The following is a 23707-nucleotide window of genomic DNA, read 5'->3' as shown; positions in this document are numbered from 1 at the left end:
GGGAGGGCCGTGGGGCTTCGTCGATCCCGCGCTTGGCGGCAGCCGGCAGGCTGCGTATCACATCCCCTGGTAAATCGGCCCCTCGCCGCCCTGGGGCACGACCCAGTCGATGTTCTGGGTCGGGTCCTTGATGTCGCAGGTCTTGCAGTGCACGCAGTTCTGCGCGTTGATCTGCAGCCGCGGGCCGGCCGCTTCCTGCACGATCTCATACACCCCGGCCGGGCAGTAGCGCTGCTCGGGGGCGTCGTAGCGGGCCAGGTTGATCGCGATCGGCACCGTCGGGTCCTTCAGCCGCAGGTGGCAGGGCTGCTCTTCCTCGTGGTTGGTGTTGGACAGGAACACCGAGGACAGCCGGTCGAAGGTCAGCACGCCGTCCGGCTTCGGGTAGTCGATCTTCGCGCACTCGGCCGCCGGCTTGAGCTTGTCGTGGTCGGCGCTGTTGTGCAGCGTCCACGGCACCTTGCCCTTGAACAGCACCTGGTCGATGCCGAACAGCAGCGAGCCCAGGACCAGGCCCTTCTTCATGTAGGGCTTGAAGTTGCGCGTCTTGTGCAGCTCGGCGTGCAGCCAGGAGTCCTGGAAGGCTGCCGGGTAGGCGGTCAGCGCGTCGCGCTGGCGTTCCTGTGCCAGGGCGTCGAAGGCCGCGTCGGCCGCGAGCATGCCCGACTTGATCGCCGCGTGGCTGCCCTTGATGCGCGCCGCGTTCAGGAAGCCGGCGTCGTCGCCGATCAGCGCGCCGCCCGGGAAGATCAGCCGCGGCAGGCTCTGCAGGCCGCCGGCGGCGATGGCGCGGGCACCGTACTGCAGCCGCTTGCCGCCTTCGAGATATTTGCGGATCTCGGGGTGGGTCTTGTAGCGCTGCATCTCCTCGAACGGCGACAGGTGCGGGTTGCTGTAGTCCAGGCCGACGACGTAGCCGACCGCGACCAGGTTGTCCTCGAGGTGATAGACGAAGCCGCCGCCATAGGTGGCGCTGTCCATCGGCCAGCCGGCGGTGTGCACGACCAGGCCGGGGCGGTGGTGCTCGGGTTTGACTTCCCACAGCTCCTTGATGCCGATGCCGTAGGTCTGCGGGTCGGCGCCGTCGCGCAGCGCGTACTTCGCTTCGAGCTGCTTGCCCAGGTGGCCGCGACAGCCTTCGGCGAACAGGGTGTATCTGGCGTGCAGTTCCATGCCCGGCTGGTGCTGCGGGCCGGGCGTGCCGTCGCGGTTCAGGCCCATGTCGCCGGTGGCCACGCCTTTGACCGCACCGGCCTCGTCGTACAGGATCTCGGCGCCGGCGAAGCCCGGATAGACTTCCACCCCCAGCGCCTCGGCCTGCTCGCCCAGCCACTTGACCACGTTGCCCAGGCGCACGATGTAGTTGCCGTGATTGACGAAACAGTCCGGCAGCAGCCCGTTGGGCGTCTGCCGGGCGCCGGTCTCGGACAGGAACAGCACCTTGTCCTCGGTGACGGCCGTCCTGAGCGGTGCGCCCCGTTCCTTCCAGTCCGGGATCAGTTCGGTGAGCGCGCGCGGGTCCATCACCGCGCCCGACAGGATGTGGGCGCCGAGCTCGGCCGCCTTCTCGATCAGGCACACCGACAGTTCCCGGCCCCGCTCAGCCGCCAGTTGCTTCAGGCGGATCGCCGCCGACAGCCCGGCAGGCCCCCCGCCCACCACCAGCACGTCGAATTCCATCGAGTCGCGTTCCATTCTGTTCTCCTGTTGCCGAAGGCATGGTTCTTGTTCAAGCTGCGAAATGGGTTCAAGGGGGTTCAGGGTTCAGCCCAAAGGCTTAGTCTAAACTCCTCGCGAAATGCAGGGTGCGGCTGCGCAAAACATACGGATGCGTATGCTACATTACCCGGTCGGGTCGAACAAATAACAGGAGACAGCAGCATGAAGGAAGGGGCAAAGCTCATCCATACCTCCCGTATACCGGTGCGTTGGGGCGACATGGATGCCTATGGTCATGTCAACAACACGGTCTATTTCCGCTACTTCGAGCAGGCGCGCTGCGAGTGGATCGAGCAGATGGGTTTTCCGGTCAGCCCCAGGGAGGCAGCCGGGCCGGTGATCATCAATGCGAGCTGCACTTTTTTCGTGCCAGTCAATTATCCTGCCACTCTCGTCATCAGGATGCATGCGGGCGAACCGGGCCGCTCGAGCGTGATGACGTGGTATGAACTTTTCGTGGAAGGGCAGGACAAGCTTTACGCGGAAGGTGCGGCGAAGATCGTGTGGATGGACAACGCCACCGGCAGGTCCGTGCCCTTGCCCGAAGCGATCCGGGCGCTGTTCGACGCCGCCGCCGGCTGAAGCCGCAAGCGCAGGGCGTCGCGCGGCAGTATAGAACAACAAGCGGCGGCGCTTGCATGAATACTTGATCGGTGGTGAGGAGGCATCATGAATCCTGCAGACAACATGCCCTTGTGGGCACCTTCGCCGGAGCGCATCGCCTCGGCCAATGTCACCGCGTTCCGTGTTGCGGCGGAAAGGCGCTGGGGCGTTTCGCTGCCCGACTACGCTGCGCTTCATGATTGGTCGGTCGCGCATCCGGAGCAGTTCTGGGTCAGCGTCTGGGAAGACGGCGGCGTGATCGGCACGCGCGGCGAGCGGGTGCTGGTCGATGGCGAGCGCATGCCGGGGGCGAAATGGTTTCCGGATGCGCGGCTGAACTTTGCGCAGAACCTGCTGCGCTCGCGTGATGCCGGCGATGCCCTCGTGTTCTGGGGCGAGGACCGGGTGCAGAATCGCATGAGCCGCGGCGAGCTGTACCGCGCGGTGGCCCATTTCGCCGCCGCACTGCGCGAGCAGGGCGTGGTGGCGGGCGATCGCGTCGCCGCCTACATGCCCAACATGCCCGAGACGATCATCGTGATGCTGGCCGCGGCGAGCATCGGCGCGATCTTCACCTCGGCCTCGCCCGATTTCGGCGTGCAGGGCGTGCTCGACCGCTTCGGCCAGACCGAACCCAAGGTGCTGGTGGCCTGCGACGGCTATTACTACGGCGGCAAGACCATCGACGTGCTCGACAAGCTCGGCGAGATCGCCGGCCAGCTTCCCTCGCTGCAGCGCGTGGTGGTCGTGCCTTACGTGCATCGCGAACATGATCTGTCGCAGGTGGCGCATGCGCGCCTGTACGCCGACTTCATCGCGCCCTTCCATTTCGTCGACGACATCGCGTTCGCGCAGCTGCCTTTCGATCACCCGCTGTACATCATGTACTCCTCGGGCACCACCGGCGTGCCCAAGTGCATCGTGCATGGCGCCGGCGGCGCGCTGCTGCAGCACCTCAAGGAGCATCGCCTGCACTGCGACGTCAAGCCCGGCGACCGCGTGTTCTACTTCACCACCTGCGGCTGGATGATGTGGAACTGGCTGGTGTCCGGCCTGGCGGCCGGCGCCACGCTGCTGCTCTACGACGGCTCGCCCTTCGCCGGCGGCAATCATGTCCTTTTCGACTACGCCGACGCCGAAGGCATGACCCACTTCGGCACCTCGGCCAAGTTCATCGACGCCTGCGCCAAGTTCGGCCTCGAGCCGCGCGAAACGCACCGGCTCGAGACCCTGCGCGCGATGATGAGCACCGGCAGCCCGCTGGTGCCCGAAGGCTTCGACTACGTCTATCGCGAGATCAAGGCCGACTTGCAGCTGTCGTCCATCTCGGGCGGCACCGACATCATCTCCTGCTTCGTGCTGGGCAGCCCGGTATGGCCGGTGTGGCGCGGCGAGATCCAGTGCCGCGGCCTGGGCATGGCGGTGGACGTGTGGGACGACGACGGGCAGCCGGTGCGCGGCGAGAAAGGCGAGCTGGTGTGCACCAAGCCCTTCCCGGTGATGCCGCTGGGGTTCTGGAACGACGCCGACGGCAGCAAGTACCACGCGGCCTATTTCGATCGCTTCCCCAAGGTCTGGTGCCACGGCGACTTCTGCGAGATCACCGCCCACGGCGGCGTCGTCATCTACGGGCGTTCGGACGCCACGCTCAATCCGGGCGGGGTGCGCATCGGCACGGCGGAAATCTACCGCCAGGTCGAGAAGCTGGACGAAGTCGTCGAGAGCCTGGTGATCGGACAGGACTGGCCGCCGCAGAGTCCGGGCGACGTGCGCGTGGTGCTGTTCGTCAGGCTGCGCGAGGGCCTGGCGCTGGACGATGAACTGATCGGGCGCATCCGGCAGACGATCCGCGACAACACCACGCCGCGCCACGTGCCGGCCAAGGTGTTGCAGGTGAAGGACATTCCGCGCACCAAGAGCGGCAAGATCGTCGAGCTGGCGGTGCGCAACGTGGTGCATGGCCGCCCGGTGAAGAACCAGGAAGCGCTGGCCAACCCCGAGGCGCTGGCGCATTTCCGCGACCGGGACGAACTGGCTTCCTGACGAGGAGAAAGACATGCTGATGAACCGCGAAAAATCCGTACTGCTGATCGTCGACGTGCAGGAAAAGCTCGCGCCTGCCATCCACGATACCGAGCGCATCGAGGCCAATTGCGTATGGCTGGCGCGGGTGGCGGCGCGCATCGGCGTGCCGGTGGTCGTCACCGAGCATTTTCCCGAGAAGATCGGCGCTACGCTGGCTTCAGTGCGTGCGGCGACCGCCGATGCGCAATATGTCGTCAAGCAGTGCTTTTCGGCGCAAGCCGAGGGCCGCCTGGACGCAACCGCGGTGGAAGCGCGCCGGCAAGTCGTCGTCTGCGGCACCGAGGCCCACGTCTGCGTGCAGCAAACCGCGCTCGAGCTGCGCTGGGCGGGCAAGGAGGTGTTCATCGTCGCCGATGCCGCCGGCTCGCGCAATCCGGCCGATCGCGAGCTGGCCTTCGCGCGCATGCGCGCGCACGGTATCGAGATCGTGTCGCGCGAGATGGTCGCCTTCGAATGGCTGCAGCGTGGCGGCACCGAGCTCTTTCGCGAAGTGAGCCGGGATTTCATCCGCTGAGCTGACTGCGGGGGGGCATTCGTCAGGCGGATTTGCCGGCGTCATTTGAAGGAAATCGTTTTTCGGGGCTGAAGTGTCGCGGTGCGGCATGGCTGGGGAATGGCCCGAGCGTGGCTGTTCCGGGTCGTGCCGATCATCGATGCGGTGCTCGGCGCCGTGCTCTATCGCTGCATCGGCTGCGAGAAGAGGGTTTGAGGAAACGCCGGACGTAAGCGGCCCCTGCGCCATCCGCGCGGGCGGGCGCATGAATGGTGTTGTTGCAGTTGACCGTGGCCCGCCGGCGCGGCGTGCTGACTTCGGTCGAGCGGATCGGTTATCATCGCGCTTTCCCGCAGCACTGTTCCCATGACCAAATACGTCTTCGTTACCGGCGGTGTCGTGTCCTCCCTGGGCAAAGGCATCGCGGCGGCCTCATTGGGGGCCATCCTCGAGTCCCGTGGCATCAAGGTCACGCACCTCAAGCTCGATCCCTACATCAACGTCGATCCGGGCACCATGAGCCCGTTCCAGCATGGCGAAGTCTTCGTCACCGAGGACGGCGCCGAAACCGATCTCGACCTCGGCCACTACGAGCGCTTCACCAGCGCCAAGATGAGCAAGCGCAACAACTTCACCACCGGCCAGATCTACGAGTCGGTGTTGAAGAAGGAGCGACGCGGCGAGTACCTCGGCAAGACCGTGCAGGTCATCCCGCACATCACCGATGAGATCAAGGCCTACGTCAAGCGCGGCGCCGAAGGCGCCGACGTGGCGATCGTCGAAGTCGGCGGCACCGTGGGCGACATCGAATCGCTGCCCTTCCTCGAAGCCATCCGCCAGATGGGCTTCGAGGAAGGCCGCAACGGAACCTGCTTCATCCATCTGACGCTGCTGCCCTACATCCCGACCGCGGGAGAGCTGAAGACCAAGCCGACCCAGCATTCGGTCAAGGAACTGCGCGAGATCGGCATCCAGCCCGACATCCTGCTGTGCCGCGCGGACCGCTCCATCCCGGTGGACGAGCGGCGCAAGATCGCGCTGTTCTGCAACGTGATGCCCGAAGCGGTCATCGAATGCCTGGACGCCGACTCGATCTACAAGATTCCGGGCATGCTGCACGATCAGATGCTCGACCAGATCGTCTGCCACAAGCTCGACATCCTGGCCCGCGCGGCCGACCTGTCGGTGTGGGAAAAGCTGATCCATGCGCTGGAGAATCCGAAGCAGACGGTCAACATCGGCTTCGTCGGCAAGTACGTCGATCTCACCGAATCGTACAAGTCGCTGATCGAGGCGTTGAACCACGCCGGCATGCACACCGAGTCGAAGGTCAGGATCCACTACATCGACTCCGAGGACATCGAGCGCGACGGCTGCGGCGTGCTCGGCGCGATGGACGCCATCCTGGTGCCCGGCGGTTTCGGCAAGCGCGGTACCGAAGGCAAGATCGCGGCGATCCGCCATGCGCGCGAGAACAAAGTGCCTTATCTGGGCATCTGCCTCGGCATGCAGCTTGCCGTGGTCGAGTTCGCCCGCGACGTCGCCGGCATGGAAGGCGCGCATTCGACCGAATTCGCGCCCGACACCCGTTTCCCGGTGATCGGCCTCATCACCGAATGGAAGGACCGCAGCGGCAGGATCGAGAAGCGCAGCGAAGCGTCCGACCTCGGCGGCACGATGCGCCTGGGCGGCCAGCTCTGCCAGTTGAAGGAAGGCACGCTGGCACGCGAGATCTATGGCGCGGCCGAGATCATGGAGCGCCACCGCCACCGCTACGAAGTGAACAACACGCTGCTGGCCAGGCTCGAAGACAAGGGCCTGGTGGTGGCGGGCCGCGCACCGGCCACCGACCTGTGCGAGATGGTCGAACTGCCCACCGACGTGCATCCGTGGTTCGTCGGCTGTCAGTTCCACCCCGAATTCACTTCCAACCCGCGCAAGGGGCATCCGCTATTCACCGCCTATGTGAAGGCGGCGATCGCACGCAAGCAGGCCAGCGCCTGAAGGAGCGAAGCATGAAGCTGTGTGGTTTCGAAGTTGGCCTCGACAAGCCCGTCTTTGTCATTGCCGGTCCCTGCGTGGCCGAGTCCGAGCAGATATGCCTAGACATCGCCGGGCAGATGAAGGAAATCTGCGGCGAACTGGGCATCCCCTACATCTTCAAGGCCTCCTACGACAAGGCCAACCGCAGCTCGGGCAAGAGCTTCCGCGGCCATGGCATGGACAGCGGGCTGAAGATGCTCGAAGCGGTGAAGACGCAGCTCGGCCTGCCGGTGCTGACCGACGTCCATACCATCGAGGAAATCCCGGCCGTGGCGGCGGTGGTCGATGTGCTGCAGACGCCTGCCTTCCTGTGCCGCCAGACCGATTTCATCCATGCGGTGGCGGCCAGCGGCAAACCGGTGAACATCAAGAAGGGGCAGTTCCTCGCCCCGGGCGACATGAAGAACGTCGCCGACAAGGCGCGCGAGGCCAACGGCGGCGCCGACACCATCATGGTCTGCGAGCGCGGCGCCTCCTTCGGCTACAACAACCTCGTCTCCGACATGCGTTCGCTGGCGATCATGCGCGACACCGGCTGTCCGGTGGTGTTTGATGCCACCCATTCGGTGCAGTTGCCGGGCGGGCAGGGCACGGCCTCGGGCGGCCAGCGCGAGTTCGTGCCGGTGCTGGCACGCGCGGCGGTCGCGGTCGGCGTGGCGGGCCTGTTCATGGAAACCCATCCCGACCCGGCCAAGGCGCTGTCCGACGGCCCCAATGCCTGGCCGCTGCCGAAGATGAAGGCCTTGCTGACGACGCTGAAGGAGATCGACGCGCTGGTCAAGCGCGAAGGCTTTCTGGAAGCGACGCTTTGACAATGACTTGGGGGCCTGCAGTATCCGGATGGACTGATAAGCGCTATTGTGCGGCTGCGCCCACACGCTGGCGATCGGGCGCGAGCATCCTTTCTGTCGGATCATGCCCCTCCGTGACCGATTTGAATCATTCCGTAGCGACAACAGGAGATAAAAAAACATGAGCGCAATCGTTGATGTGATCGCCCGCGAGATTCTCGATTCTCGCGGCAACCCGACCGTCGAAGCCGACGTGTTGCTGGAGTCCGGCGTGATGGGCCGCGCCGCCGTGCCCTCGGGCGCGTCCACCGGCTCGCGCGAGGCGATCGAACTGCGCGACGGCGACAAGTCGCGTTTCCTCGGCAAGGGCGTGCTGCGTGCGGTCGAGAACGTGAACACCGAGATCGCCGAAGCCATCATCGGCCTCGACGCCGAAGACCAGTCCTTCATCGATCGCACGCTGATCGAACTCGACGGCACCGAGAACAAGTCGCGTCTGGGCGCCAACGCCATGCTGGCGGTGTCGATGGCAGTGGCCAAGGCCGCCGCCGAGGAGTCCGGCCTGCCGCTGTACCGCTACTTCGGCGGCTCCAGCCCGATGGTGATGCCGGTGCCGATGATGAACGTCATCAACGGCGGCGAGCATGCCAACAACAGCCTCGACATCCAGGAATGCATGATCATGCCGGTGAGCATGACGAGCTTCCGCGAAGCCCTGCGCTGCGGCGCCGAAATCTTCCAGAACCTGAAGAAGATCGTCGATGCCAAGGGCTACCCGACCACCGTCGGCGACGAAGGCGGCTTCGCTCCCAACGTGTCCGGTACCGAGGAGGCGCTGAACCTGATCCAGGAAGCCATCATCGCCGCCGGCTACGTGCCCGGCCAGGACGTGCTGCTGGCGCTCGACTGCGCCGCCTCCGAGTTCTACAAGGACGGCAAGTACGAACTGAAGGGCGAGGGCCTGTCGCTGAGCGCCGAAGGCTTCACCGACTACCTCGCGACCCTGTGCGACAAGTTCCCGATCGTGTCGATCGAGGACGCGATGGCCGAAGGCGACTGGGACGGCTGGAAGCTGCTGACCGAGCGTCTGGGCAACAAGGTGCAGCTGGTGGGCGACGACCTGTTCGTGACCAACACCAAGATCCTGGAGCAGGGCATCGAGCAGGGCGTGGCCAACTCGATCCTGATCAAGATTAACCAGATCGGCACCCTGACCGAGACCTTCGCTGCCGTCGAGATGGCCAAGCTGGCCGGCTATACCGCGGTGATCTCGCACCGTTCGGGCGAAACCGACGATTCGACCATCGCCGACATCGCCGTCGGCCTGCGCGCGATGCAGATCAAGACCGGCTCGCTGTCGCGCTCGGACCGCATCTCGAAGTACAACCAGCTGCTGCGCATCGAGGAAGACCTGGGCGACACCGCCTTCTACCCGGGCAAGCGCGCGTTCTACAACCTGCGCTGAGCAGGGTGCCGAACCGAGACTGAAGCATGCGCGAGGCCGGTGGACGATCCGCCGGCCTTTGTCGTGCACGCTCCGACCATTTCCCGAACATGCGCTGGCCCATCCTGATCCTGCTCGCCCTCGTCGTGCTGCTGCAGTACCCGCTCTGGTTGGGGAAGGGCGGCTGGCTGCGGGTATGGGAAGTCGACCGCCTGCTGCAGGCGCAGCGCGCCGAGAACCTGAGGCTCGAACAGCGCAACGCCGGCCTCGATGCCGAAGTGCGCGATCTCAAGTCGGGCAACGAGGCGATCGAGGAGCGGGCGCGCTTCGAACTCGGCCTGACCCGGCCGGAAGAAATCTACGTGCAGGTGCCGCAGAAATGAAATCCTGCGCCGGCAAGCCCGCACGGCGCGAAGAAAACCGAACGGAAGCCGGGCACAAGGGCTCGCGCCGGTAACCTGCATGCCCGCCGCCGGGCATGGACCGCAACCTCAATTCAAGGCGATCAGCGTTCGCGCACCGTCGATGCGCGGCGCGAAGTAGCGGTTGTCCAGCCTTTCCACGCGGACGCTGCCGCGGCTGGATGGCGCATGGATGAAGCGGCCGTCGCCGATGTAGATGCCCATGTGCGAATGGCGGCGCTTCAGGGTGTTGAAGAACACCAGGTCGCCGGGCTGGAGCTGGCTGAGCTTGATCGGCCGCGTACGATCGGCGATCTGGGCCGCGTTGTGCGGCAGGCGCCTGCCGCTGATGTTCTCGACGATCCAGGCCACCATGCCGCTGCAGTCCAGGCCCGCTTCGGGGTTGCGTCCGCCGAAGCGGTAGCCGGTGTCGAGCAGGCCGAGCGCGAACAGCACCATTTCCTGCGCATGAGTCTCGTCTTCGAGGGTGAAGTACCGGCCCTGGTCGGGCTGGGTGATGGGCGCATCCGTGGTCGCGCGCGGACCGGGAGCGGGCGTCGAACTGCAGCCGGCGAGGAGGGCTGCGGCGAGCGCGATGATGCCGGCAAGGCGGATGTCTGGCAGCATGGCCGGGCGCGGAGCAGGTGTCGATGCATGTTCCATGCGCGCAAACATAATCGAGCCGGCCCGTCGCGTCCAGTGCGGCAGCCGGCAGTGGCAGGTCTGGCCTGTCTCAGTCCAGCAATTCGATGCGGCCGTTGATATTGACTGCCAGTTCGCTCTCGCCGCCTTCGAGCGGCGCCGGCGCATGTGCCGCTTCGGCCATCATCGCCGGCGCGGCCTGCATGCGATACCTGATCGGCGGCAGGCCGCCGCTGTCGCCGATCGACATATGCACGATGCGGTATTGCTTGCCGAGGGTCTTGGCGATCAGCGCCGCGCGCTGCTCGAAAGCCTGGATCGCGCTGACGGTGGCTTCCTCTTCCGCCTTGCGCCGGGTCTCGGGCGCGGGCTGCATGGCGACGCCCGACAGGGCCAGGTCCGACTGCAGCCTGCCGATCAGCTCCGACAGCACGCCGAGATCCCGGCTCTCGACGCGGATCTCCGAGCGCATGCGCCACGATTCGATCTTCCCCTGGCCGTTCTTCGCATACACCGGCCAGGTCGATACGCCGCCGGACTGGGCTTTCACGCTGGCAAAGCCGCGCGCCAGCTCGAGCGCCTTGCTGATACGCTGGTTGATTTCCTTCGCCAGCACGGCGGTATTCTTTCCGTTGCTTTCGGCATAGAGCGTGGCGATGCCGAGGTCGTTCGGCGCTGCCTGGCTTGCATTCGCGGAGAACTCGATGGTCTGCTGTTGGCGGGCGTCCTGCCCGGGGGCGGCAAGCGCGACGGCTGAGGCAAGCGGTGAGACGAGGGCGGCGCCGAGGATGATGCTGGGCCAGAGGCGAAGAGACATGGGCGAACTCCCGGGAGTGATGATCGATGAATGGCCGGCGCGTGCAGCGATGGCGCGCATGCGCCCGCCGTGATGGATGGGATGTCCGGTATACCGCAATTCGCCGCCTGGCGGGGCAGGCGGGTGTAAGTGTGCATTGCCCGACGATTGCCGGCGTTCGGCGCGCCTGCACAGCCGCCTGATTGACCCGCGCGTGGTGTGGAGGCAAGCTTCCCGGCTTTTGCCGCCTGCATCATGAATCCACGACTCGTCGGCGCACTCTGCGTGGCGCTTTCGGCAGCATCGTTCGGCGCGATGGCGATCTTCGCACGCCAGGCCTATGCCGGCGGCGCAGACGTGACGGCCGTGCTGCTGCTGTGCTTCGCGATCGCCATCGTATGCACGGTGGTGGCGATGCTCGGCCTGTTCGTCGGCATCTGCCACCTGGGGGCGGCCGATGCGGCAACCCTGTCGACCTTGGAGCCCGTGGTGACGATCGTGTTGGCGGCGATCTTCCTGGGCGAGGCGTTCACGCCCTTGCAGATCCTCGGCGGTGCGATCGTGCTGACCGCCGTGGTCTGGCTGGCCCGGACCGGCGGGCAACTGCCGGCCTGAGGCCTGGTGCTCAGGCCGGCGGCTGGCCGAGTACCGCCGCGGGGTCGATCGCCCGCAGTTCGGTCTTGTAGCGGGCTGCGTTCTCGACGTAGTGGCGGGCGTTCCACTTCAGGTGCTCGATCTCGGCATCGGAAAGCTGGCGGATCACCCGGCCGGGCGAGCCGACGACCAGCGAACGGTCGGGGATGGCCTTGCCCTCGGGGATCAGCGCGTTGGCGCCGATGATGCAGTTCCTGCCGATGACCGCGTTGTTGAGGATCACGGCATTGATGCCGATGAGGCTGCCGTCGCCGATGGAGCAGCCGTGCAGCATCGCCATGTGGCCGATGGTGACGTCCGCGCCGATGGTCAGCGGCACGCCGTCGTCGGTATGCAGCACCGAGCCGTCCTGGATGTTGCTGCCGTCGCCGATCCTGATCGGATCGTTGTCGCCGCGAATCACCACGTTGTACCAGATGCTGACGTCGCGGCCGGCCTCCACCGCGCCGACCACGGTCGCATTGTGGGCGATCCAGGATCCTTCGCCGAAACGGGGCGTGCGATCGCCCAGGGCGTAGATGCTCATGTGTGTTTTCTCGCTCTCTCTGGCTGCCGGCCAATGCCGACGCTCGGGGGGCGCATCATAGCAAGCGCATCCGGCGCTGCAAACCACTCCGGGGGCCGGCAATGTCCCTGATCCTGCGGGGAATTCCCCATCCGGATCCCCGACTGCCTTGGCGCTTTCCCCCTCTGCGGTGCTAGCATGCGAGTCGCAAACGGATATCCTTCATGCTCAGTTACCGCCACGCCTTTCATGCCGGCAACCACGCCGACGTCCTGAAACACACCCTGCTGCTCGAGCTGCTGTCCTATTTCAACCGCAAGGACAAGCCCTGGCATTACATCGACACCCATGCGGGCGGCGGCTGCTACGCGCTCGACAGCGAGCAGGCCGGCAAGACCGCCGAGCATGTCGATGGCGTCGGCCGCATCTGGAACCGGGCGGACCTGCCCGAGCCGCTGGCCGCCTACCGTGCGGCGCTGGCACAGTTCAATCCCCATGGCCGCCTGCTGTTCTATCCGGGCTCGCCCGCTCTGGCGATGACGCTGGCGCGGCCGCAGGATCGGCTGCGCCTGTTCGAGCTGCATCCGGCCGATTTCGACTCCCTGGCACGCACTTTCGCCACCGAGGCCGAGCGCGTGCAATGCCGCAAGGCGGACGGCTTCGGTGCGCTGAAGAGCCTGCTGCCGCCGCCTTCCCGCCGTGCCGTGGTGCTGATCGATCCGCCTTACGAAGTCAAGGACGACTATCGCCATGTGGTCGATTGCCTCAGGGATGCGATGCGGCGCTTCCCGACCGGCACTTACGCAGTGTGGTACCCGATGCTCGCACGTCCGGAAGCGCGCAGGCTGCCGGAGCGGCTGGCGGAGCTGGGTGCCGGCAGTTGGCTCGACGTCCGCCTGGCGGTGCGCCGGCCGCCGCGCGAGGGCTTCGGCATGTTCGGCAGCGGCATGTTCATCGTCAATCCGCCTTGGGTATTGCCCAAGCTGCTCGAATCGACGATGCCCTGGCTGGTGGAGGCGCTGGGCGTCGACGATGGTGCCGGTTTCGACCTGGAGCACCGCATCGAATGAAGCCGCATCGAACGGGAGAGGGTCGGCTGGACCGCCTGCGCGACGAGCTGCGCCGCTTCGCCGCCGAGCGCGACTGGGACCAGTTCCATACGCCCAAGAATCTCGCGATGGCGCTGGCCGGCGAAGCCGGCGAGGTCATCGAGCATTTCCAGTGGCTGACCCCCGAGCAGTCCGCCAAGCTGGATGTTGCGACGCGCAACGAAGTGGCGGAAGAACTGGCGGACGTCCTGCTCTATCTCGTCCGCCTGGCCGATGTGCTGGAGATCGACCTGGCAGGGGCCGCGGTGCGGAAGATGGCAATCAATGCCGTGCGCTATCCGGTGGACAAGGCGCGGGGGCGGGCCGACAAGCACGATCGGCTGTAATGGCCGGCGCGGGTGGTGTTGCACCGATGCTGCGCCGCAGCGTGATCGGCGGTGGAGGGACTCACAAGGAGTTTGGGCGCTTGTCGATTTTCTGAAACAATGGCGCCTTTCCATTTCGGATCACTTGGCGTGGACCTGAAACACATCAGCGAAATTGAACGAGCAACGCATCGTGGCCGGGGAGAAGTGCTTCGCCTGGGCATCGGCCTGCTCTTCATCGTCGGCGTCATGTTCTATGCCGCGATGCGCGGCGGTGGCGGCGACGGCAGCCTGATCCTCGTCATGGCGGCCATGATCGGCGGCTACATGGCGATGAACATCGGCGCCAACGACGTCGCCAACAACGTCGGTCCGGCCGTCGGCTCCAAGGCGATGAGCCTGGCCGGTGCCCTGGTCATCGCCGCCGTCTTCGAGGCGGCTGGTGCGCTGATCGCCGGCGGCGAAGTCGTCGGTACCATCCGCAGCGGCATCATCGACCCCGAACTCATCACGGATTCCGATACGTTCGTCTGGATCATGCTGGCGGCGCTGCTGGCCGGCGCGCTGTGGCTGAACATCGCCACCGCGGTCGGCGCGCCGGTGTCGACGACGCATTCGATCGTCGGCGCGGTGCTCGGCGCCGGCATCGCCGCCGAAGGCATGGACATCGTGGCCTGGTCGACGATGGGCAACATCGTCGTCAGTTGGGTGGTGTCGCCGGTGCTGGGCGGCGTGTTCGCCGCCGCCTTCCTGTATCTGGTCAAGCGCAGTATCACCTATCAGACCGACATGGCGGCGGCGGCGCGCAGGACGGTGCCGATGCTGGTCGGCCTGATGGCCTGGACTTTCGGTACCTACCTGATCCTGAAGGGCCTGAACCGTGTGTGGTCGGTCGGTTTCGGCGAGGCGGTGGTCTATGGCCTGATGATCGCCGTGCCGATCTTCCTGCTGACCAAGCGCTCGATGAACGGGCGCGGCATGCAGCTCGCCAACACCAAGCAGAGCGTCAACCGCTTGTTCACCGTGCCGCTGATCTCGGCCGCGGCGCTGCTGAGCTTCGCCCACGGTTCCAACGACGTGTCGAACGCGGTCGGCCCGCTTGCCGCGATCGTCGATGTCATCACCAGCGACGGCGTGATGCACAAGTCGGCGCCGATCCCGACCTGGGTGATGATGGTGGGCGCGCTCGGCATCGCGCTCGGCCTGGCGCTGTTCGGGCCGAAGCTGATCCGCACCGTCGGCAGCGAGATCACCGAGCTCGACCAGATGCGCGCCTACTGTATCGCCATGGCAGCGACGCTGACCGTGATCGTCGCCAGCCAGTTCGGCCTGCCGGTCAGCTCGACGCACATCGCCGTCGGCGGCGTGCTCGGCGTCGGTTTCCTGCGCGAGTACCTGAAGAGCAACTACGACCGCATGCTGGCGGAGATCAAGGCGCATCACCCGGAAGGCGACCTGGCCGCGATCGAGGCCTTTGTCGCCCGCTTCGAGAAAGCCTCGATCGAGGAGAAGGGCGAGATGCTGCGCGACCTCAAGCAGCGCTCGAAGAAGGCCGAGGATCCGGCACACTTCTCCAAGGTCGAGCGCAAGGGCTTGCGCAAGGTCTATCGCCGCGAACTGGTGAAGCGCTCGCAACTGATGCGCATCGCCGCCGCCTGGGTCATCACGGTGCCGGCGTCGGCGCTGATGGCGGCGATGCTGTTCTTCATGATCCGCGGCATGATGCTGCCGTGATCGCCGCTACCCGCTGCAGATGAGTTTTGCCGAGCTGATGGCGGTGCTGGGGCTCGGCGGCGGCGTCTGGTTCTGGTTCGACAGCCTGAAGGCGCGCGAGGCCGGGCTGGAAGCGGCGCGGCGTGCCTGCCTGCGCGAGGGGCTGCAGTTTCTGGACGAGACCGTCGTCGGCCATGGCATCAGGCTCGCACGCAACGACGAAGGGCATGTGGTGCTGCGCCGCGGCTTCGATTTCGAGTATTCGCTGTCGGGCGACGACCGCTATCGCGGCTCGGTGCTCATCGAAGGGCGCGAGGTCGTGCTGGTCGATACCGCGCAGCACCGCATCCGCGTGCTGCACCCGCACTGATGCCGTCTAGCCCGAAATCGCGCGCAGGAATTCGCTGCGGGCCTGGGGCGAGCGCTCGAATTCTCCGCTGAAAGCCTGGGTCACGACGCGTTCGTCGCCGCGCCGGTCCTCGCCCAGCAACAGGCAGAGCTGTTCGGCCTCGATCACGCAAGCCGCACCCGCAGCCTTGCCGTGCCGCAGCAGCGCGTCGGCGATGTCGCGCGTCATCCACTCCTGGTAGGTGAAGCGGTGGCCGATCGCGTCCACCAGGCGGGCGATGCGGCCGAAGCCGTGCAGGCGCCCGTCCGGAATGTAGGCGACGTGGGCAACGCCGCGGAAGGGCACGAGGTGGTGAGGGCAGACGCCATGGACGGCGATGCCGCGCACCACCACCATGTCGCGGCGCTCGTCGGCGAAGCCGTCGCCCAGCACTTCGGCCGGATCCAGTTCGTAGCCGCCGAGCAGGCGCCGCTGCCACAGTTCGCGCACGCGCTGCGCGGTGCGGCCGGTATGGGAGGAATGCGGATCGATGCCGCAGGCGCGCAGCAGGTCGTCGATCGCGCGTTCGAAGGCGGGGGCGTCGAAGGCGCCGGTCCGTGCGATGCCGATCGTGTCGGGCGGTGCCGGCGAGGGCTCTTCGTGCGCGTCATGGTCGTGTGGGTGCATCAGGCGTTCCATGCATGTCGCGGCTGGTGGGCAGGCCATGATACGCGGATCGCCCGCCAGCGTCGCCGTGGCAGCATCCGGAAAGCGGGAAAGCGCTCAGGCGATGAAGACCGGGTCCGAGAACACCAGCGTGCCGTCCTTGCGCATCATCAGATTGTTGGCGTTCAGGATGTCGGGCAGGACCTGGTATTCCTCGACGAAGTCCGACAAGGCCTTGAGTGCCCTGTCCAGCTTGTCGCTGGCGAATGGGTTCAGCGTCATGTCGTACAGCGCGATCCGGCCCATGTCGGCGCCGAGCTTGCCCCATTGCTGGCAGGCCGACCAGTAGGTGTCGATCAGGCGCAGCGCGAGCGCTGCCGCAGGCGAGCCGTCGGCCAGCGGATAGAGCTTTTCCATCTCGATCAGATGCAGCGGATAGCCGGACTGCGCACGGCCGATGATGCCGTGGTCGGCATGGATGACGGGGAAATGCTCGCCGCGCGGACGGTCGTCGGCGGTGTAGAGAAAGTAGTCGGCGGGCGAGCTGACGATCTTGTAGACCCGCTCGCCGTCGCCCTTGTCGAGCACGATCGAATATTCGCCACGGCCGATTTCCTCCTTGCCGTCGAGCAGTGGATGCGCCGGAACGGGGTCCGGCAGCACGATACTGGTTCGACCGAGCTGTGCCCGGGCTGCGGTGATATCGATCGTGGCGATCATGGCGATGCTCCGTGCTTACGCCATGATGTTATACCCGGCATCGACGAAATGCACCCCGCCACTGACCAGCCGCCCGGCGTCGGAAACGAGGAAGGCGGTCAGTGCGCCGATGTCCTCGGGCGTGACCAGGGCATGCATCGGCGAGCGCTCGACCGCGGCGGCCATCAGGCCGTCGAAGCCGGCGATGCCCGAGGCGGCGCGGGTCATCAGCGGGCCGGGCGACACGGCATTCACGCGGATGTTCTTGGCGCCGAGCTCGGCCGCCATGTAGCGGGTGGCGGCTTCGAGCGCGGCCTTGCACAGGCCCATCACGCCGTAGTTGGGGATGACCTTTTCCGAGCCGAGGTAGGTCATCGTCACCAGTGCGCCGCCGCCGGCCTTCTCGAGCAGCGGCTCGGCCTTCTTGGCGAGGCGGACGAAGGAGTGGGTCGATACGTCCATCGCCAGCGCGAAGCCGTCGGCCGAAGTGTCGACCACGCGGCCGTGAAGGTCGTCGCGCTTGGCGAAAGCCATGCTGTGCACGGCGAAGTCGAGCTTGCCGTGGCGGGCCTCGATTTCGGCGAAGGCGGCATCCATGGTCTCGGGCCGGGTGACGTCGAGCAGGAACGCGTCCTCGACGCCGAGGCGGTGGATCACCGGCTCGATGAAGGCGCGGGTCTTTTCGTTCTGGTAGGTGATGATCAGCTTGGCGCCGGCCTGGGCGCAGGCTTCGGCCACGCCGGTGGAGATGGATTTCTCGTTGGCGATGCCGGTGATCAGGCCGACCTTGCCTTGCAGATCGATGATGGGAGCCATGTGTAGTCCTCGCAGTAGGGTTTTTGTTCAATGCGGTTTTTTTGCGGTGCAAAATCACCTGCCCGCACAGGGTGCGGCAACTTTCTTTCGATGATTCGTGACGAAAGCGGCAGGTGCTGGCGCCTTGGATTGGAGTATATTCCGCATTGCAGCAATCCAGAACCGCTGCCATGCGTCCAAATCGCAAAGAGAGTGCAACATGACACGCAATACATACATCTTCATGGACTTCGATGGCGTCACCCACCCTTGGGGCGAAGTCGAGGACTTTCGCTGCCTGCCGCTGATCGAGGCGGTGCTGCGGGAGTTCGAAGAGGCGCGCGTGGTCATCGCCTCGGACTGGCGCATGCTGTTCTCGATGCAGAAACTGCTGACCCGTTTCGCCGAGGACATCCGTCCCCGCATCGCCGGCGCCACGCCGCACATGCTGCCCAAGAGTGGTACCGAACTGCATGGCCTGCGCGAGCGCGAAGCGATGCTGTGGCTCGCCCAGCACGAGGCGGATCATCGCAGTGCCGCGTGGTGTGCGCTGGACGACGCGCCGGGAAACTGGATGACCCGCTCGCGCCTGCTGCTGACCGATTTCAAGCGCGGCTTCACCGAAGAGGACGCCGCGGCGCTGCATCGCATGCTGCGGAACTTCCGCGAGGGGACCGCCGAGAGTGTCGGTTTTCGCGCTGGCGCGGCTGCACCGGTGTCATTGTGGGCGGCGCGCAGCATCGCCTGAGCGCCGCCGCGGGCTGCCATGGCCCGCATGCAACTGGCCCGATTTGATTCGAGCGCTATCGCTGTGCACAATGGGCGCCCATTTCTGCCGATGGTAGCCCCCATGAGCGCGAACGATGCCGCGATTCCTCCCGACCCTCTCGCTGTCCATGCCGACGGCGGCAGCCAGCGCCAGGCCGCGCAGATGGCGCAGGAAGCCTTTGCCCGCGTGTTCCGCCTCAGCGTCGGTGAAAGCGATGAGGTCCGCCTGAAAGGCGTTGCCCAGCTGCAGCGGGAACTGGATGGCTGGGCGTGTGCCGGCGATGGCGACGAGGCCCGCGCCTTGCGGCGGGCCTTGCTGCTGTCCGGCATGGACCAGTGGGGCGTGGCGTGGAGCCAGGCTTTCGGCCTGGTGTCCATCCCCGGCCTGACCGAACTCATCGGCAGCCTGCGGACCGGGCTCGGAGTCGAGGACGAGGCGCGCTTCCTGCGCCAGTTCGAGGCCATCGGCCAGGCCGAGGAGAACGCCATCGACTTCAAGGTCGAACTGCGGCGGGGCATCCACCTTGCGCTATGGCATTCGTCCATCGCCACCGAGGATCGCGACGAGGCCTTGCGCCTTGCCGCGCAGCTCGGCGGCCGCCTGCTCGGCCTGATGATGCGCGAGATGCCGCTGGCCGGCTGGCGGCTGGTGGCCGATACGCTGGCCTTCATCCAGATCCGCTGCCTGGCCGACGGCCTCGCTGCCGAAGGTGCGGGGCAGGAAGCCACCCAGGCCTTGTTCGGCGCGCTGGCGCGCGAGCTGCCGCAGGAGCAGCGCGACAGGGTGATGGCGCATGCCGCGCGTGCCGTCATCGCCTGGCAGCAGGCCAGCCGTCCGCCGGAACAGATGCACTGATGGCGCTCAAGGCGACGATCTTCAAGGCCGGCATCCAGATCGCGGACATGGATCGCGGCCACTATGCCGACTACGGCCTGACGCTTGCCCGCCATCCGTCCGAGACCGACGAGCGGATGATGGTGCGGCTGCTGGCCTTCGCGCTGTTCGCCGATCCGGCGCTGGGCTTCGGCAAGGGCTTGTGCGTGGACGACGAGCCGGACCTGTGGCGCAAGGACCTGACCGGCGCGATCGAGTGCTGGATCGACGTCGGCCAGCCCGACGAGAAATGGGTGCGCAAGGCCTGCGGACGGGCGGACGAGGTGATCGTGCTCGCCTACGGCCGCGCGCTGGACGTATGGTGGAACGGCGTGCGCGAGAAACTGGCGCGCCAGCCTTCGCTGCAGGTCATCGAGCTGGCACGCGAGGCGAGCGGCGAACTGGCGAAACTGGCCGAGCGCACGATGCGCCTGCAGTTCAGCATCCAGGACGGCCACGTCTGGGTGACCAACGGTCGCGATAGTGTGTCCATCGAACCCCGCTTCCTGCTGGGCGGCGGCCAGGCCTGACCGGCGTGCCGATGCGCGGCGGATGAATTCCCCGCGTACGCCTTTTGCAGCATGCGCGGGTGAAGAACGCCGGGCAGGGTGCTGCCGATCCTGCGCGGCCGAATACCCGCGGCAGGCGCGCTTCAGCCAAGGGCCTGGAGAAAGCGCTTGATTTCGGCCGCCGCCGCGTCCGGTGTCTCCTGCATGAAGCAGTGCCCGCCCGGCACCAGTTGCTCGCGTATTGCCGGGTTGCCCGCGCACCAGCGCGCGATGCTCTTGGCGGCGAAAGGGTAGCTGCGATCGCCGCGCAACACCAGCGTGGGGGTACGTACCCGTGCCAGCGAGGACCACAGGCGGCGGGGATAGGAGCCGAAGATCTCGGCTTCGCGGCTGGGCCGGCACTTGAGTTCGACGCCGCCTGCCGGACTTTCACGCAGGGCGTGGTCGACGTAGGCTTGCAGCGCGTCCTCGTGCCAGCCGCGGAACATGCCGCGCTCCTGCAGCCCGAGGTAGGCGGCGGTGCGGTCCGGCCAGTGGTGGCGGCGCTTGCGTGCGCGGCTGGCGAGCGTGTTGCGCGACAGCAGGCCGACGACGTCGGACAGTGCCATCAGGCCGATCATCGCCGGCGGGAACAGCACCGGATCGAGCAGCACTGCACCACGCGCGAACAGATCCGGCTCGCGGGCCAGCATCAGGCAACTGATGACACTGCCGAAGCTGTGGCCGACGGCGTAGGCCGGCACATCGCCGAACTGTGCCAACTGCGCCCGCCAGGCCTCGGCGGCGAATTCCGCGGTCCGGTTCCAGCCGTGGAAACGGCCGCCCTGGTCGCTGTCGCCATGACCCTGGATGTCGGACAGGAAGAGATCGAAGTCTTCCGCCAGGCGCTCCAGCATCGGCGCATAGGTCAGCCCGCAATAGCCGTTGCCGTGCAGGAAGTGGATCACCGGGCGGCCGGAGGGCGGGCTGTGTTGCCCGCGCAGGGTGAATCCGGCCGTGGTGGTGTGATGCCAGGGCTGCAGCTTCATGCTTGGTCCAGCGTTCATGTCGGGTAGGCGGCACGGCTGCTGAGCGCCTCAGTGGCCCGGGCGTCGATGCGGAGCAGGGTGTCCGGGCCGAGTGCCGCCAGTGGTTCAGCTTTCCCTGCGTTTGCGGGGCTTGCCCGCGCCGTGCGAGGCTGGGCGCGGCGTGTCGGCGGGGCGACTGAAGTTGCGGTGGTGGCCACCGGCGTCCGGGCGCGACGGACCATGGTCTTGCCGCTGCTGGCCGTCCGACGAGCGCTCGCGTGCCTTCCAGTCGCCTTTCGGGTAGCCGCCTGTCGGTCTGGATTCGCGGCGCTCGAAGCCGCCTGGTTTGCGCTCCTGTTTGTTGTCGCGCCAACCGCCGTCGTCGCGCGGCGGGCGGCGGCGTTCCGGCGTGGCGGCGGCTTCGGCCGCCGACAGCGCACGGATATTCAATTGCATCTGCCGCACGCGGGTGCGCTTCAGGGTGTCCATCAGCTCGGCCGGCAGGTTGGCCGGCAGCTCGACGGTGGAGAAATCGTCGAACAGATGGATCTGGCCGATGAAGCGGCCTTCGATGCCGCCTTCGTTGGCGATCGCGCCGACGATCTCCTTCGGGCTGGCGCCCTGGTTGCGGCCGACTTCGATGCGATAGCGCACCAGTGCGCCGTCGGCGAAGGCACGGCGGCGGGCAAGGATCTCGTCGCGGTTGGGGCGGGGCGTGCGTTCGCGCGGCGCGCCGGTGGTGAAATGCTCGTCGCGCGGCGGCCGGCCGCCGCTGCCCGGCTGGGCGGTGGCCAGATCCCAGCCGCGGCCGGCCTGCTCGATCAGCAGCGGCCGATCGCGCTGGGCGAGATAGGCGAGCGCGGCGGCGATCTCATGCACGTCCAGCTCGTTCTCGTCGGCGAGGTTGTTGACCACGTCCATGTAGAAACCCAGTTCCTGCTCCGCGGCCGTCTCGACCACCGTGCGCTTGAACTGCGCCACGCGCAGGTTGGTCACTTCCTCGCTGCTCGGCAGCGCGATCGGCGTGATCGGCTGGCGGGTGGCGCGCTCGATCATCTTCAGCATGCGCGTCTCGCGCGGCGCGACGAACAGGATCGCGACGCCTTCGCGGCCGGCGCGGCCGGTGCGGCCGATCCGATGCACATAGGCCTCGGTGTCGTAGGGAATGTCGTAGTTGATGACGTGGCTGACGCGCGGCACGTCGATGCCGCGCGCGGCGACGTCGGTGGCGATGACGATGTCGAGCGCGCCGCTCTTCAGCTGCTCGATCACGCGCTCGCGCAGGCCCTGGGTCATGTCGCCGTTCAGCGCTGCCGCTGCATAGCCGCGTGCGGCGAGCTTGTCGGCGAGTTCCTCGGTGGCGATCTTGGTGCGCACGAAGACGATTGCGGCATCGAAGCTTTCCTCGGCGTCGAGGATGCGGGTCAACGCGTCGAGTTTGTCGACGCCGCGCACCAGCCAGTAGCGCTGGCTGATCTTCGCCACCGTGGCGGTGGCGGCGCGGATCCTGATTTCTTCGGGCTCGCGCAGATGGCGGCGGGCGACGTCGCGGATCGCGTGCGGCATCGTCGCCGAGAACAGCGCGGTCTGGCGTTCTGCCGGCGTGTGCTCGAGAATCCATTCGACGTCGTCGATGAAGCCCATGCGCAGCATTTCGTCGGCTTCGTCGAGCACGATCGCCTTCAGCGCGTCGAGCTTCAGGCTCTCGCGCTCGAGGTGGTCCATGACGCGGCCGGGCGTGCCGACGATGACCTGGGCGCCGCGCGACAGCTGGCGCAGCTGCACCACCATGCTCTGGCCGCCGTAGATCGGCAGCACATGGAAGTTCTTCAGGTGGTGCGCATATTTGGCGAAGGCTTCGGCGACCTGGATGGCCAGTTCGCGGGTCGGTGTCAGCACCAGCACCTGCGGCCGGCTGTCGGCCAGATCGAGACGGGCCAGCATCGGCAGCGCGAAGGCGGCGGTCTTGCCGGTGCCGGTCTGGGCTTCACCGAGGATGTCGCGCCCGGCCAGCAGTTGCGGAATGCAGGCGGCCTGGATCGGCGAGGGTGTTTCGTAGCCGACTTCGGCCAGCGCGGAGAGGATGGGCGCGGGAAGGTCGAGATCGGTGAAGCGCAGCGTCTCCCGCGAGGCGGGCTCGTGGCTGGGAGATTCGTTGGGAACGGTGTCGGTCATGGCAGTCGAGCCGCGTTGGCGGCAATGGGCAGCGATGCTGCGAAGTCGCGATTATCGGCGAATCCGGCGCAGCAAACGAGTGAGGCGGCGTAAAGGGGTGTGAAGCGGGGGTATACGGGGGAGCGGGGCGCGACAGGCGGCCGTGCTTGCCGCGACCTCCTGGTGCAGCGCCTGGAGGGTGTTGGTGCCTTGCAGCAGAAAAGCAAAAAACGCGGCGCAAGGCCGCGTTTCGTCTTGAATCGATCGACGTCGCCGACGTCGAAGCGATTACAGCGGGCGGATGTTGGCCGCCTGCAGGCCCTTCGGGCCGGTCTTGACTTCGAATTCGACGCGCTGGTTTTCAGCCAGGCTCTTGAAACCCTTGCTCTGGATTTCGGAGAAGTGGGCGAACAGGTCGTCGCCGCCGTTTTCCGGGGTGATGAAGCCGAAGCCCTTGGCGTCGTTGAACCACTTGACGGTACCGGTTTGAGTGCTCATTTGCGTTCCATATAAAAAATGACTGGGCATGCGCCCCAAAATGCAGGAACGATCAAGAAACGTAATCCAGAGGAATCAGACCGGCACGCGTTCTTGTAGAACACGC

The 23707-nt window shown here is 66.5% G+C and carries 25 protein-coding genes; 15 read left to right on the top strand and 10 right to left on the bottom strand.

From position 1 onward, the window contains the following. Positions 1 to 57 precede the first annotated feature (57 nt). The gene (locus tag ACNQFN_RS13960) at positions 58 to 1695 is read right to left on the bottom strand and encodes an electron transfer flavoprotein-ubiquinone oxidoreductase (RefSeq protein ID WP_418646801.1); all 1638 of its coding nucleotides are present in this window, start codon (positions 1693 to 1695) and stop codon (positions 58 to 60) included. 186 nt (positions 1696 to 1881) lie between these two features. On the opposite strand from ACNQFN_RS13960, the gene ACNQFN_RS13955 reads away from it, so the two are divergent. The 7 genes from ACNQFN_RS13955 (at position 1882) to ftsB (ending at position 9561) form a co-directional block, all read left to right on the top strand. Further along, on the top strand, positions 1882 to 2301 hold the full coding sequence (locus tag ACNQFN_RS13955) for an acyl-CoA thioesterase (RefSeq protein ID WP_068639741.1): 420 nt from the start codon (positions 1882 to 1884) through the stop codon (positions 2299 to 2301). 87 nt (positions 2302 to 2388) lie between these two features. Beyond that, positions 2389 to 4365 carry an acetoacetate--CoA ligase gene (locus ACNQFN_RS13950; RefSeq protein ID WP_418646800.1) on the top strand — a complete coding sequence of 659 codons (1977 nt, stop codon included), beginning with the start codon at positions 2389 to 2391 and terminating at the stop codon, positions 4363 to 4365. 13 nt (positions 4366 to 4378) lie between these two features. Continuing rightward, positions 4379 to 4921 (top strand): hydrolase, encoded by a 543-nt coding sequence (locus tag ACNQFN_RS13945; protein WP_068638102.1) that lies wholly within the window; start codon positions 4379 to 4381, stop codon positions 4919 to 4921. Between the two features lie 345 nt (positions 4922 to 5266). Then, positions 5267 to 6904: a CTP synthase gene (locus tag ACNQFN_RS13940; protein ID WP_068638076.1), complete on the top strand. Its 1638-nt coding sequence runs from the start codon at positions 5267 to 5269 to the stop codon at positions 6902 to 6904. 11 nt (positions 6905 to 6915) lie between these two features. Next, positions 6916 to 7755, top strand: coding sequence for a 3-deoxy-8-phosphooctulonate synthase (kdsA, locus tag ACNQFN_RS13935; RefSeq protein WP_418646799.1), 840 nt, complete (start codon positions 6916 to 6918; stop codon positions 7753 to 7755). Between the two features lie 160 nt (positions 7756 to 7915). Further along, positions 7916 to 9199 (top strand): phosphopyruvate hydratase, encoded by a 1284-nt coding sequence (gene eno / locus ACNQFN_RS13930; protein WP_068638078.1) that lies wholly within the window; start codon positions 7916 to 7918, stop codon positions 9197 to 9199. A gap of 89 nt (positions 9200 to 9288) precedes the next feature. Then, the gene (gene ftsB / locus ACNQFN_RS13925; protein ID WP_068638080.1) at positions 9289 to 9561 is read left to right on the top strand and encodes a cell division protein FtsB; all 273 of its coding nucleotides are present in this window, start codon (positions 9289 to 9291) and stop codon (positions 9559 to 9561) included. Positions 9562 to 9669: 108 nt separating this feature from the next. Here ftsB and ACNQFN_RS13920 read toward each other — a convergent pair whose 3' ends face one another. Both ACNQFN_RS13920 and ACNQFN_RS13915 read right to left on the bottom strand, forming a co-directional pair. Beyond that, positions 9670 to 10206 (bottom strand): C40 family peptidase, encoded by a 537-nt coding sequence (locus ACNQFN_RS13920; RefSeq protein ID WP_068638082.1) that lies wholly within the window; start codon positions 10204 to 10206, stop codon positions 9670 to 9672. Between the two features lie 106 nt (positions 10207 to 10312). Next, on the bottom strand, positions 10313 to 11038 hold the full coding sequence (locus ACNQFN_RS13915) for an SIMPL domain-containing protein (protein ID WP_068638104.1): 726 nt from the start codon (positions 11036 to 11038) through the stop codon (positions 10313 to 10315). A 234-nt stretch (positions 11039 to 11272) separates the two neighbouring features. Between ACNQFN_RS13915 and ACNQFN_RS13910 the strand changes: the two genes are divergently transcribed. Beyond that, positions 11273 to 11632 (top strand): EamA family transporter, encoded by a 360-nt coding sequence (locus tag ACNQFN_RS13910; RefSeq protein WP_418646798.1) that lies wholly within the window; start codon positions 11273 to 11275, stop codon positions 11630 to 11632. Positions 11633 to 11642: 10 nt separating this feature from the next. Here ACNQFN_RS13910 and ACNQFN_RS13905 read toward each other — a convergent pair whose 3' ends face one another. Next, the gene (locus tag ACNQFN_RS13905) at positions 11643 to 12197 is read right to left on the bottom strand and encodes a gamma carbonic anhydrase family protein (protein ID WP_068638086.1); all 555 of its coding nucleotides are present in this window, start codon (positions 12195 to 12197) and stop codon (positions 11643 to 11645) included. A 203-nt stretch (positions 12198 to 12400) separates the two neighbouring features. Here ACNQFN_RS13905 and ACNQFN_RS13900 point away from each other — a divergent pair, with 203 nt between their 5' ends. From ACNQFN_RS13900 to ACNQFN_RS13885, 4 genes are all read left to right on the top strand, one after another. Continuing rightward, positions 12401 to 13246 carry a 23S rRNA (adenine(2030)-N(6))-methyltransferase RlmJ gene (locus ACNQFN_RS13900; RefSeq protein WP_418646797.1) on the top strand — a complete coding sequence of 282 codons (846 nt, stop codon included), beginning with the start codon at positions 12401 to 12403 and terminating at the stop codon, positions 13244 to 13246. After that, positions 13243 to 13611 (top strand): nucleotide pyrophosphohydrolase, encoded by a 369-nt coding sequence (locus ACNQFN_RS13895; protein ID WP_068638090.1) that lies wholly within the window; start codon positions 13243 to 13245, stop codon positions 13609 to 13611. The genes ACNQFN_RS13900 and ACNQFN_RS13895 overlap by 4 nt, the downstream gene beginning before the upstream one ends. Before the next feature lie 129 nt (positions 13612 to 13740). Further along, on the top strand, positions 13741 to 15324 hold the full coding sequence (locus ACNQFN_RS13890) for an inorganic phosphate transporter (RefSeq protein ID WP_068638106.1): 1584 nt from the start codon (positions 13741 to 13743) through the stop codon (positions 15322 to 15324). Positions 15325 to 15343: 19 nt separating this feature from the next. After that, positions 15344 to 15673: a DUF3301 domain-containing protein gene (locus ACNQFN_RS13885; protein ID WP_068638092.1), complete on the top strand. Its 330-nt coding sequence runs from the start codon at positions 15344 to 15346 to the stop codon at positions 15671 to 15673. 6 nt (positions 15674 to 15679) lie between these two features. Here ACNQFN_RS13885 and folE read toward each other — a convergent pair whose 3' ends face one another. From folE to fabI, 3 genes are all read right to left on the bottom strand, one after another. Beyond that, entirely contained in the window at positions 15680 to 16318 is a 639-nt protein-coding gene (gene folE / locus ACNQFN_RS13880; RefSeq protein WP_068638107.1) for a GTP cyclohydrolase I FolE, read from the bottom strand. Positions 16319 to 16414: 96 nt separating this feature from the next. Next, positions 16415 to 17017, bottom strand: a complete 603-nt coding sequence (locus tag ACNQFN_RS13875) for a hypothetical protein (protein ID WP_068638094.1) — start codon at positions 17015 to 17017, stop codon at positions 16415 to 16417. A gap of 15 nt (positions 17018 to 17032) precedes the next feature. Further along, positions 17033 to 17812 (bottom strand): enoyl-ACP reductase FabI, encoded by a 780-nt coding sequence (fabI, locus tag ACNQFN_RS13870; protein WP_068638096.1) that lies wholly within the window; start codon positions 17810 to 17812, stop codon positions 17033 to 17035. Between the two features lie 199 nt (positions 17813 to 18011). Here fabI and ACNQFN_RS13865 point away from each other — a divergent pair, with 199 nt between their 5' ends. The 3 genes from ACNQFN_RS13865 to ACNQFN_RS13855 all read left to right on the top strand — a co-directional run bounded on the left by ACNQFN_RS13865 (position 18012) and on the right by ACNQFN_RS13855 (position 19963). Further along, positions 18012 to 18539: an HAD domain-containing protein gene (locus ACNQFN_RS13865; RefSeq protein ID WP_068638098.1), complete on the top strand. Its 528-nt coding sequence runs from the start codon at positions 18012 to 18014 to the stop codon at positions 18537 to 18539. A gap of 102 nt (positions 18540 to 18641) precedes the next feature. After that, positions 18642 to 19415 carry a hypothetical protein gene (locus tag ACNQFN_RS13860; protein ID WP_068638100.1) on the top strand — a complete coding sequence of 258 codons (774 nt, stop codon included), beginning with the start codon at positions 18642 to 18644 and terminating at the stop codon, positions 19413 to 19415. Continuing rightward, a complete protein-coding gene (locus ACNQFN_RS13855) occupies positions 19415 to 19963 on the top strand; it encodes a YaeQ family protein (protein WP_418646796.1) in 549 nt (182 codons plus the stop codon). The genes ACNQFN_RS13860 and ACNQFN_RS13855 overlap by 1 nt, the downstream gene beginning before the upstream one ends. Positions 19964 to 20085: 122 nt before the next feature. On the opposite strand, the gene ACNQFN_RS13850 is transcribed toward ACNQFN_RS13855, so the two are convergent. The 3 genes from ACNQFN_RS13850 to ACNQFN_RS13840 all read right to left on the bottom strand — a co-directional run bounded on the left by ACNQFN_RS13850 (position 20086) and on the right by ACNQFN_RS13840 (position 23601). Continuing rightward, a complete protein-coding gene (locus ACNQFN_RS13850) occupies positions 20086 to 20970 on the bottom strand; it encodes an alpha/beta fold hydrolase (protein ID WP_068638108.1) in 885 nt (294 codons plus the stop codon). Between the two features lie 105 nt (positions 20971 to 21075). Continuing rightward, positions 21076 to 23124, bottom strand: coding sequence for a DEAD/DEAH box helicase (locus ACNQFN_RS13845; protein WP_068638110.1), 2049 nt, complete (start codon positions 23122 to 23124; stop codon positions 21076 to 21078). Positions 23125 to 23391: 267 nt separating this feature from the next. Further along, positions 23392 to 23601: a cold-shock protein gene (locus ACNQFN_RS13840; RefSeq protein ID WP_004260632.1), complete on the bottom strand. Its 210-nt coding sequence runs from the start codon at positions 23599 to 23601 to the stop codon at positions 23392 to 23394. Positions 23602 to 23707: the final 106 nt, after the last annotated feature.

Origin of the sequence: Thauera butanivorans (assembly GCF_048398245.1) — a bacterium.
Lineage (GTDB): Bacteria > Pseudomonadota > Gammaproteobacteria > Burkholderiales > Rhodocyclaceae > Thauera > Thauera butanivorans.
This window is presented reverse-complemented; position numbering and strand designations above follow the sequence as displayed.

Coding starts and splice junctions, on each gene's coding strand:
- ACNQFN_RS13920 (WP_068638082.1), bottom strand. CDS start 10,206: ATGCTGCCAGACATCCGCCTTGCCGGCATCATCGCGCTCGCCGCAGCC.
- ACNQFN_RS13910 (WP_418646798.1), top strand. CDS start 11,273: ATGAATCCACGACTCGTCGGCGCACTCTGCGTGGCGCTTTCGGCAGCA.
- ftsB (WP_068638080.1), top strand. CDS start 9,289: ATGCGCTGGCCCATCCTGATCCTGCTCGCCCTCGTCGTGCTGCTGCAG.
- ACNQFN_RS13875 (WP_068638094.1), bottom strand. CDS start 17,017: ATGATCGCCACGATCGATATCACCGCAGCCCGGGCACAGCTCGGTCGA.
- ACNQFN_RS13855 (WP_418646796.1), top strand. CDS start 19,415: ATGGCGCTCAAGGCGACGATCTTCAAGGCCGGCATCCAGATCGCGGAC.
- ACNQFN_RS13905 (WP_068638086.1), bottom strand. CDS start 12,197: ATGAGCATCTACGCCCTGGGCGATCGCACGCCCCGTTTCGGCGAAGGA.
- kdsA (WP_418646799.1), top strand. CDS start 6,916: ATGAAGCTGTGTGGTTTCGAAGTTGGCCTCGACAAGCCCGTCTTTGTC.
- eno (WP_068638078.1), top strand. CDS start 7,916: ATGAGCGCAATCGTTGATGTGATCGCCCGCGAGATTCTCGATTCTCGC.
- ACNQFN_RS13865 (WP_068638098.1), top strand. CDS start 18,012: ATGACACGCAATACATACATCTTCATGGACTTCGATGGCGTCACCCAC.
- ACNQFN_RS13915 (WP_068638104.1), bottom strand. CDS start 11,038: ATGTCTCTTCGCCTCTGGCCCAGCATCATCCTCGGCGCCGCCCTCGTC.
- ACNQFN_RS13895 (WP_068638090.1), top strand. CDS start 13,243: ATGAAGCCGCATCGAACGGGAGAGGGTCGGCTGGACCGCCTGCGCGAC.
- ACNQFN_RS13900 (WP_418646797.1), top strand. CDS start 12,401: ATGCTCAGTTACCGCCACGCCTTTCATGCCGGCAACCACGCCGACGTC.
- ACNQFN_RS13960 (WP_418646801.1), bottom strand. CDS start 1,695: ATGGAACGCGACTCGATGGAATTCGACGTGCTGGTGGTGGGCGGGGGG.
- ACNQFN_RS13845 (WP_068638110.1), bottom strand. CDS start 23,124: ATGACCGACACCGTTCCCAACGAATCTCCCAGCCACGAGCCCGCCTCG.
- ACNQFN_RS13955 (WP_068639741.1), top strand. CDS start 1,882: ATGAAGGAAGGGGCAAAGCTCATCCATACCTCCCGTATACCGGTGCGT.
- folE (WP_068638107.1), bottom strand. CDS start 16,318: ATGCACCCACACGACCATGACGCGCACGAAGAGCCCTCGCCGGCACCG.
- ACNQFN_RS13840 (WP_004260632.1), bottom strand. CDS start 23,601: ATGAGCACTCAAACCGGTACCGTCAAGTGGTTCAACGACGCCAAGGGC.
- ACNQFN_RS13945 (WP_068638102.1), top strand. CDS start 4,379: ATGCTGATGAACCGCGAAAAATCCGTACTGCTGATCGTCGACGTGCAG.
- ACNQFN_RS13940 (WP_068638076.1), top strand. CDS start 5,267: ATGACCAAATACGTCTTCGTTACCGGCGGTGTCGTGTCCTCCCTGGGC.
- ACNQFN_RS13950 (WP_418646800.1), top strand. CDS start 2,389: ATGAATCCTGCAGACAACATGCCCTTGTGGGCACCTTCGCCGGAGCGC.
- ACNQFN_RS13860 (WP_068638100.1), top strand. CDS start 18,642: ATGAGCGCGAACGATGCCGCGATTCCTCCCGACCCTCTCGCTGTCCAT.
- ACNQFN_RS13885 (WP_068638092.1), top strand. CDS start 15,344: ATGAGTTTTGCCGAGCTGATGGCGGTGCTGGGGCTCGGCGGCGGCGTC.
- ACNQFN_RS13850 (WP_068638108.1), bottom strand. CDS start 20,970: ATGAAGCTGCAGCCCTGGCATCACACCACCACGGCCGGATTCACCCTG.
- fabI (WP_068638096.1), bottom strand. CDS start 17,812: ATGGCTCCCATCATCGATCTGCAAGGCAAGGTCGGCCTGATCACCGGC.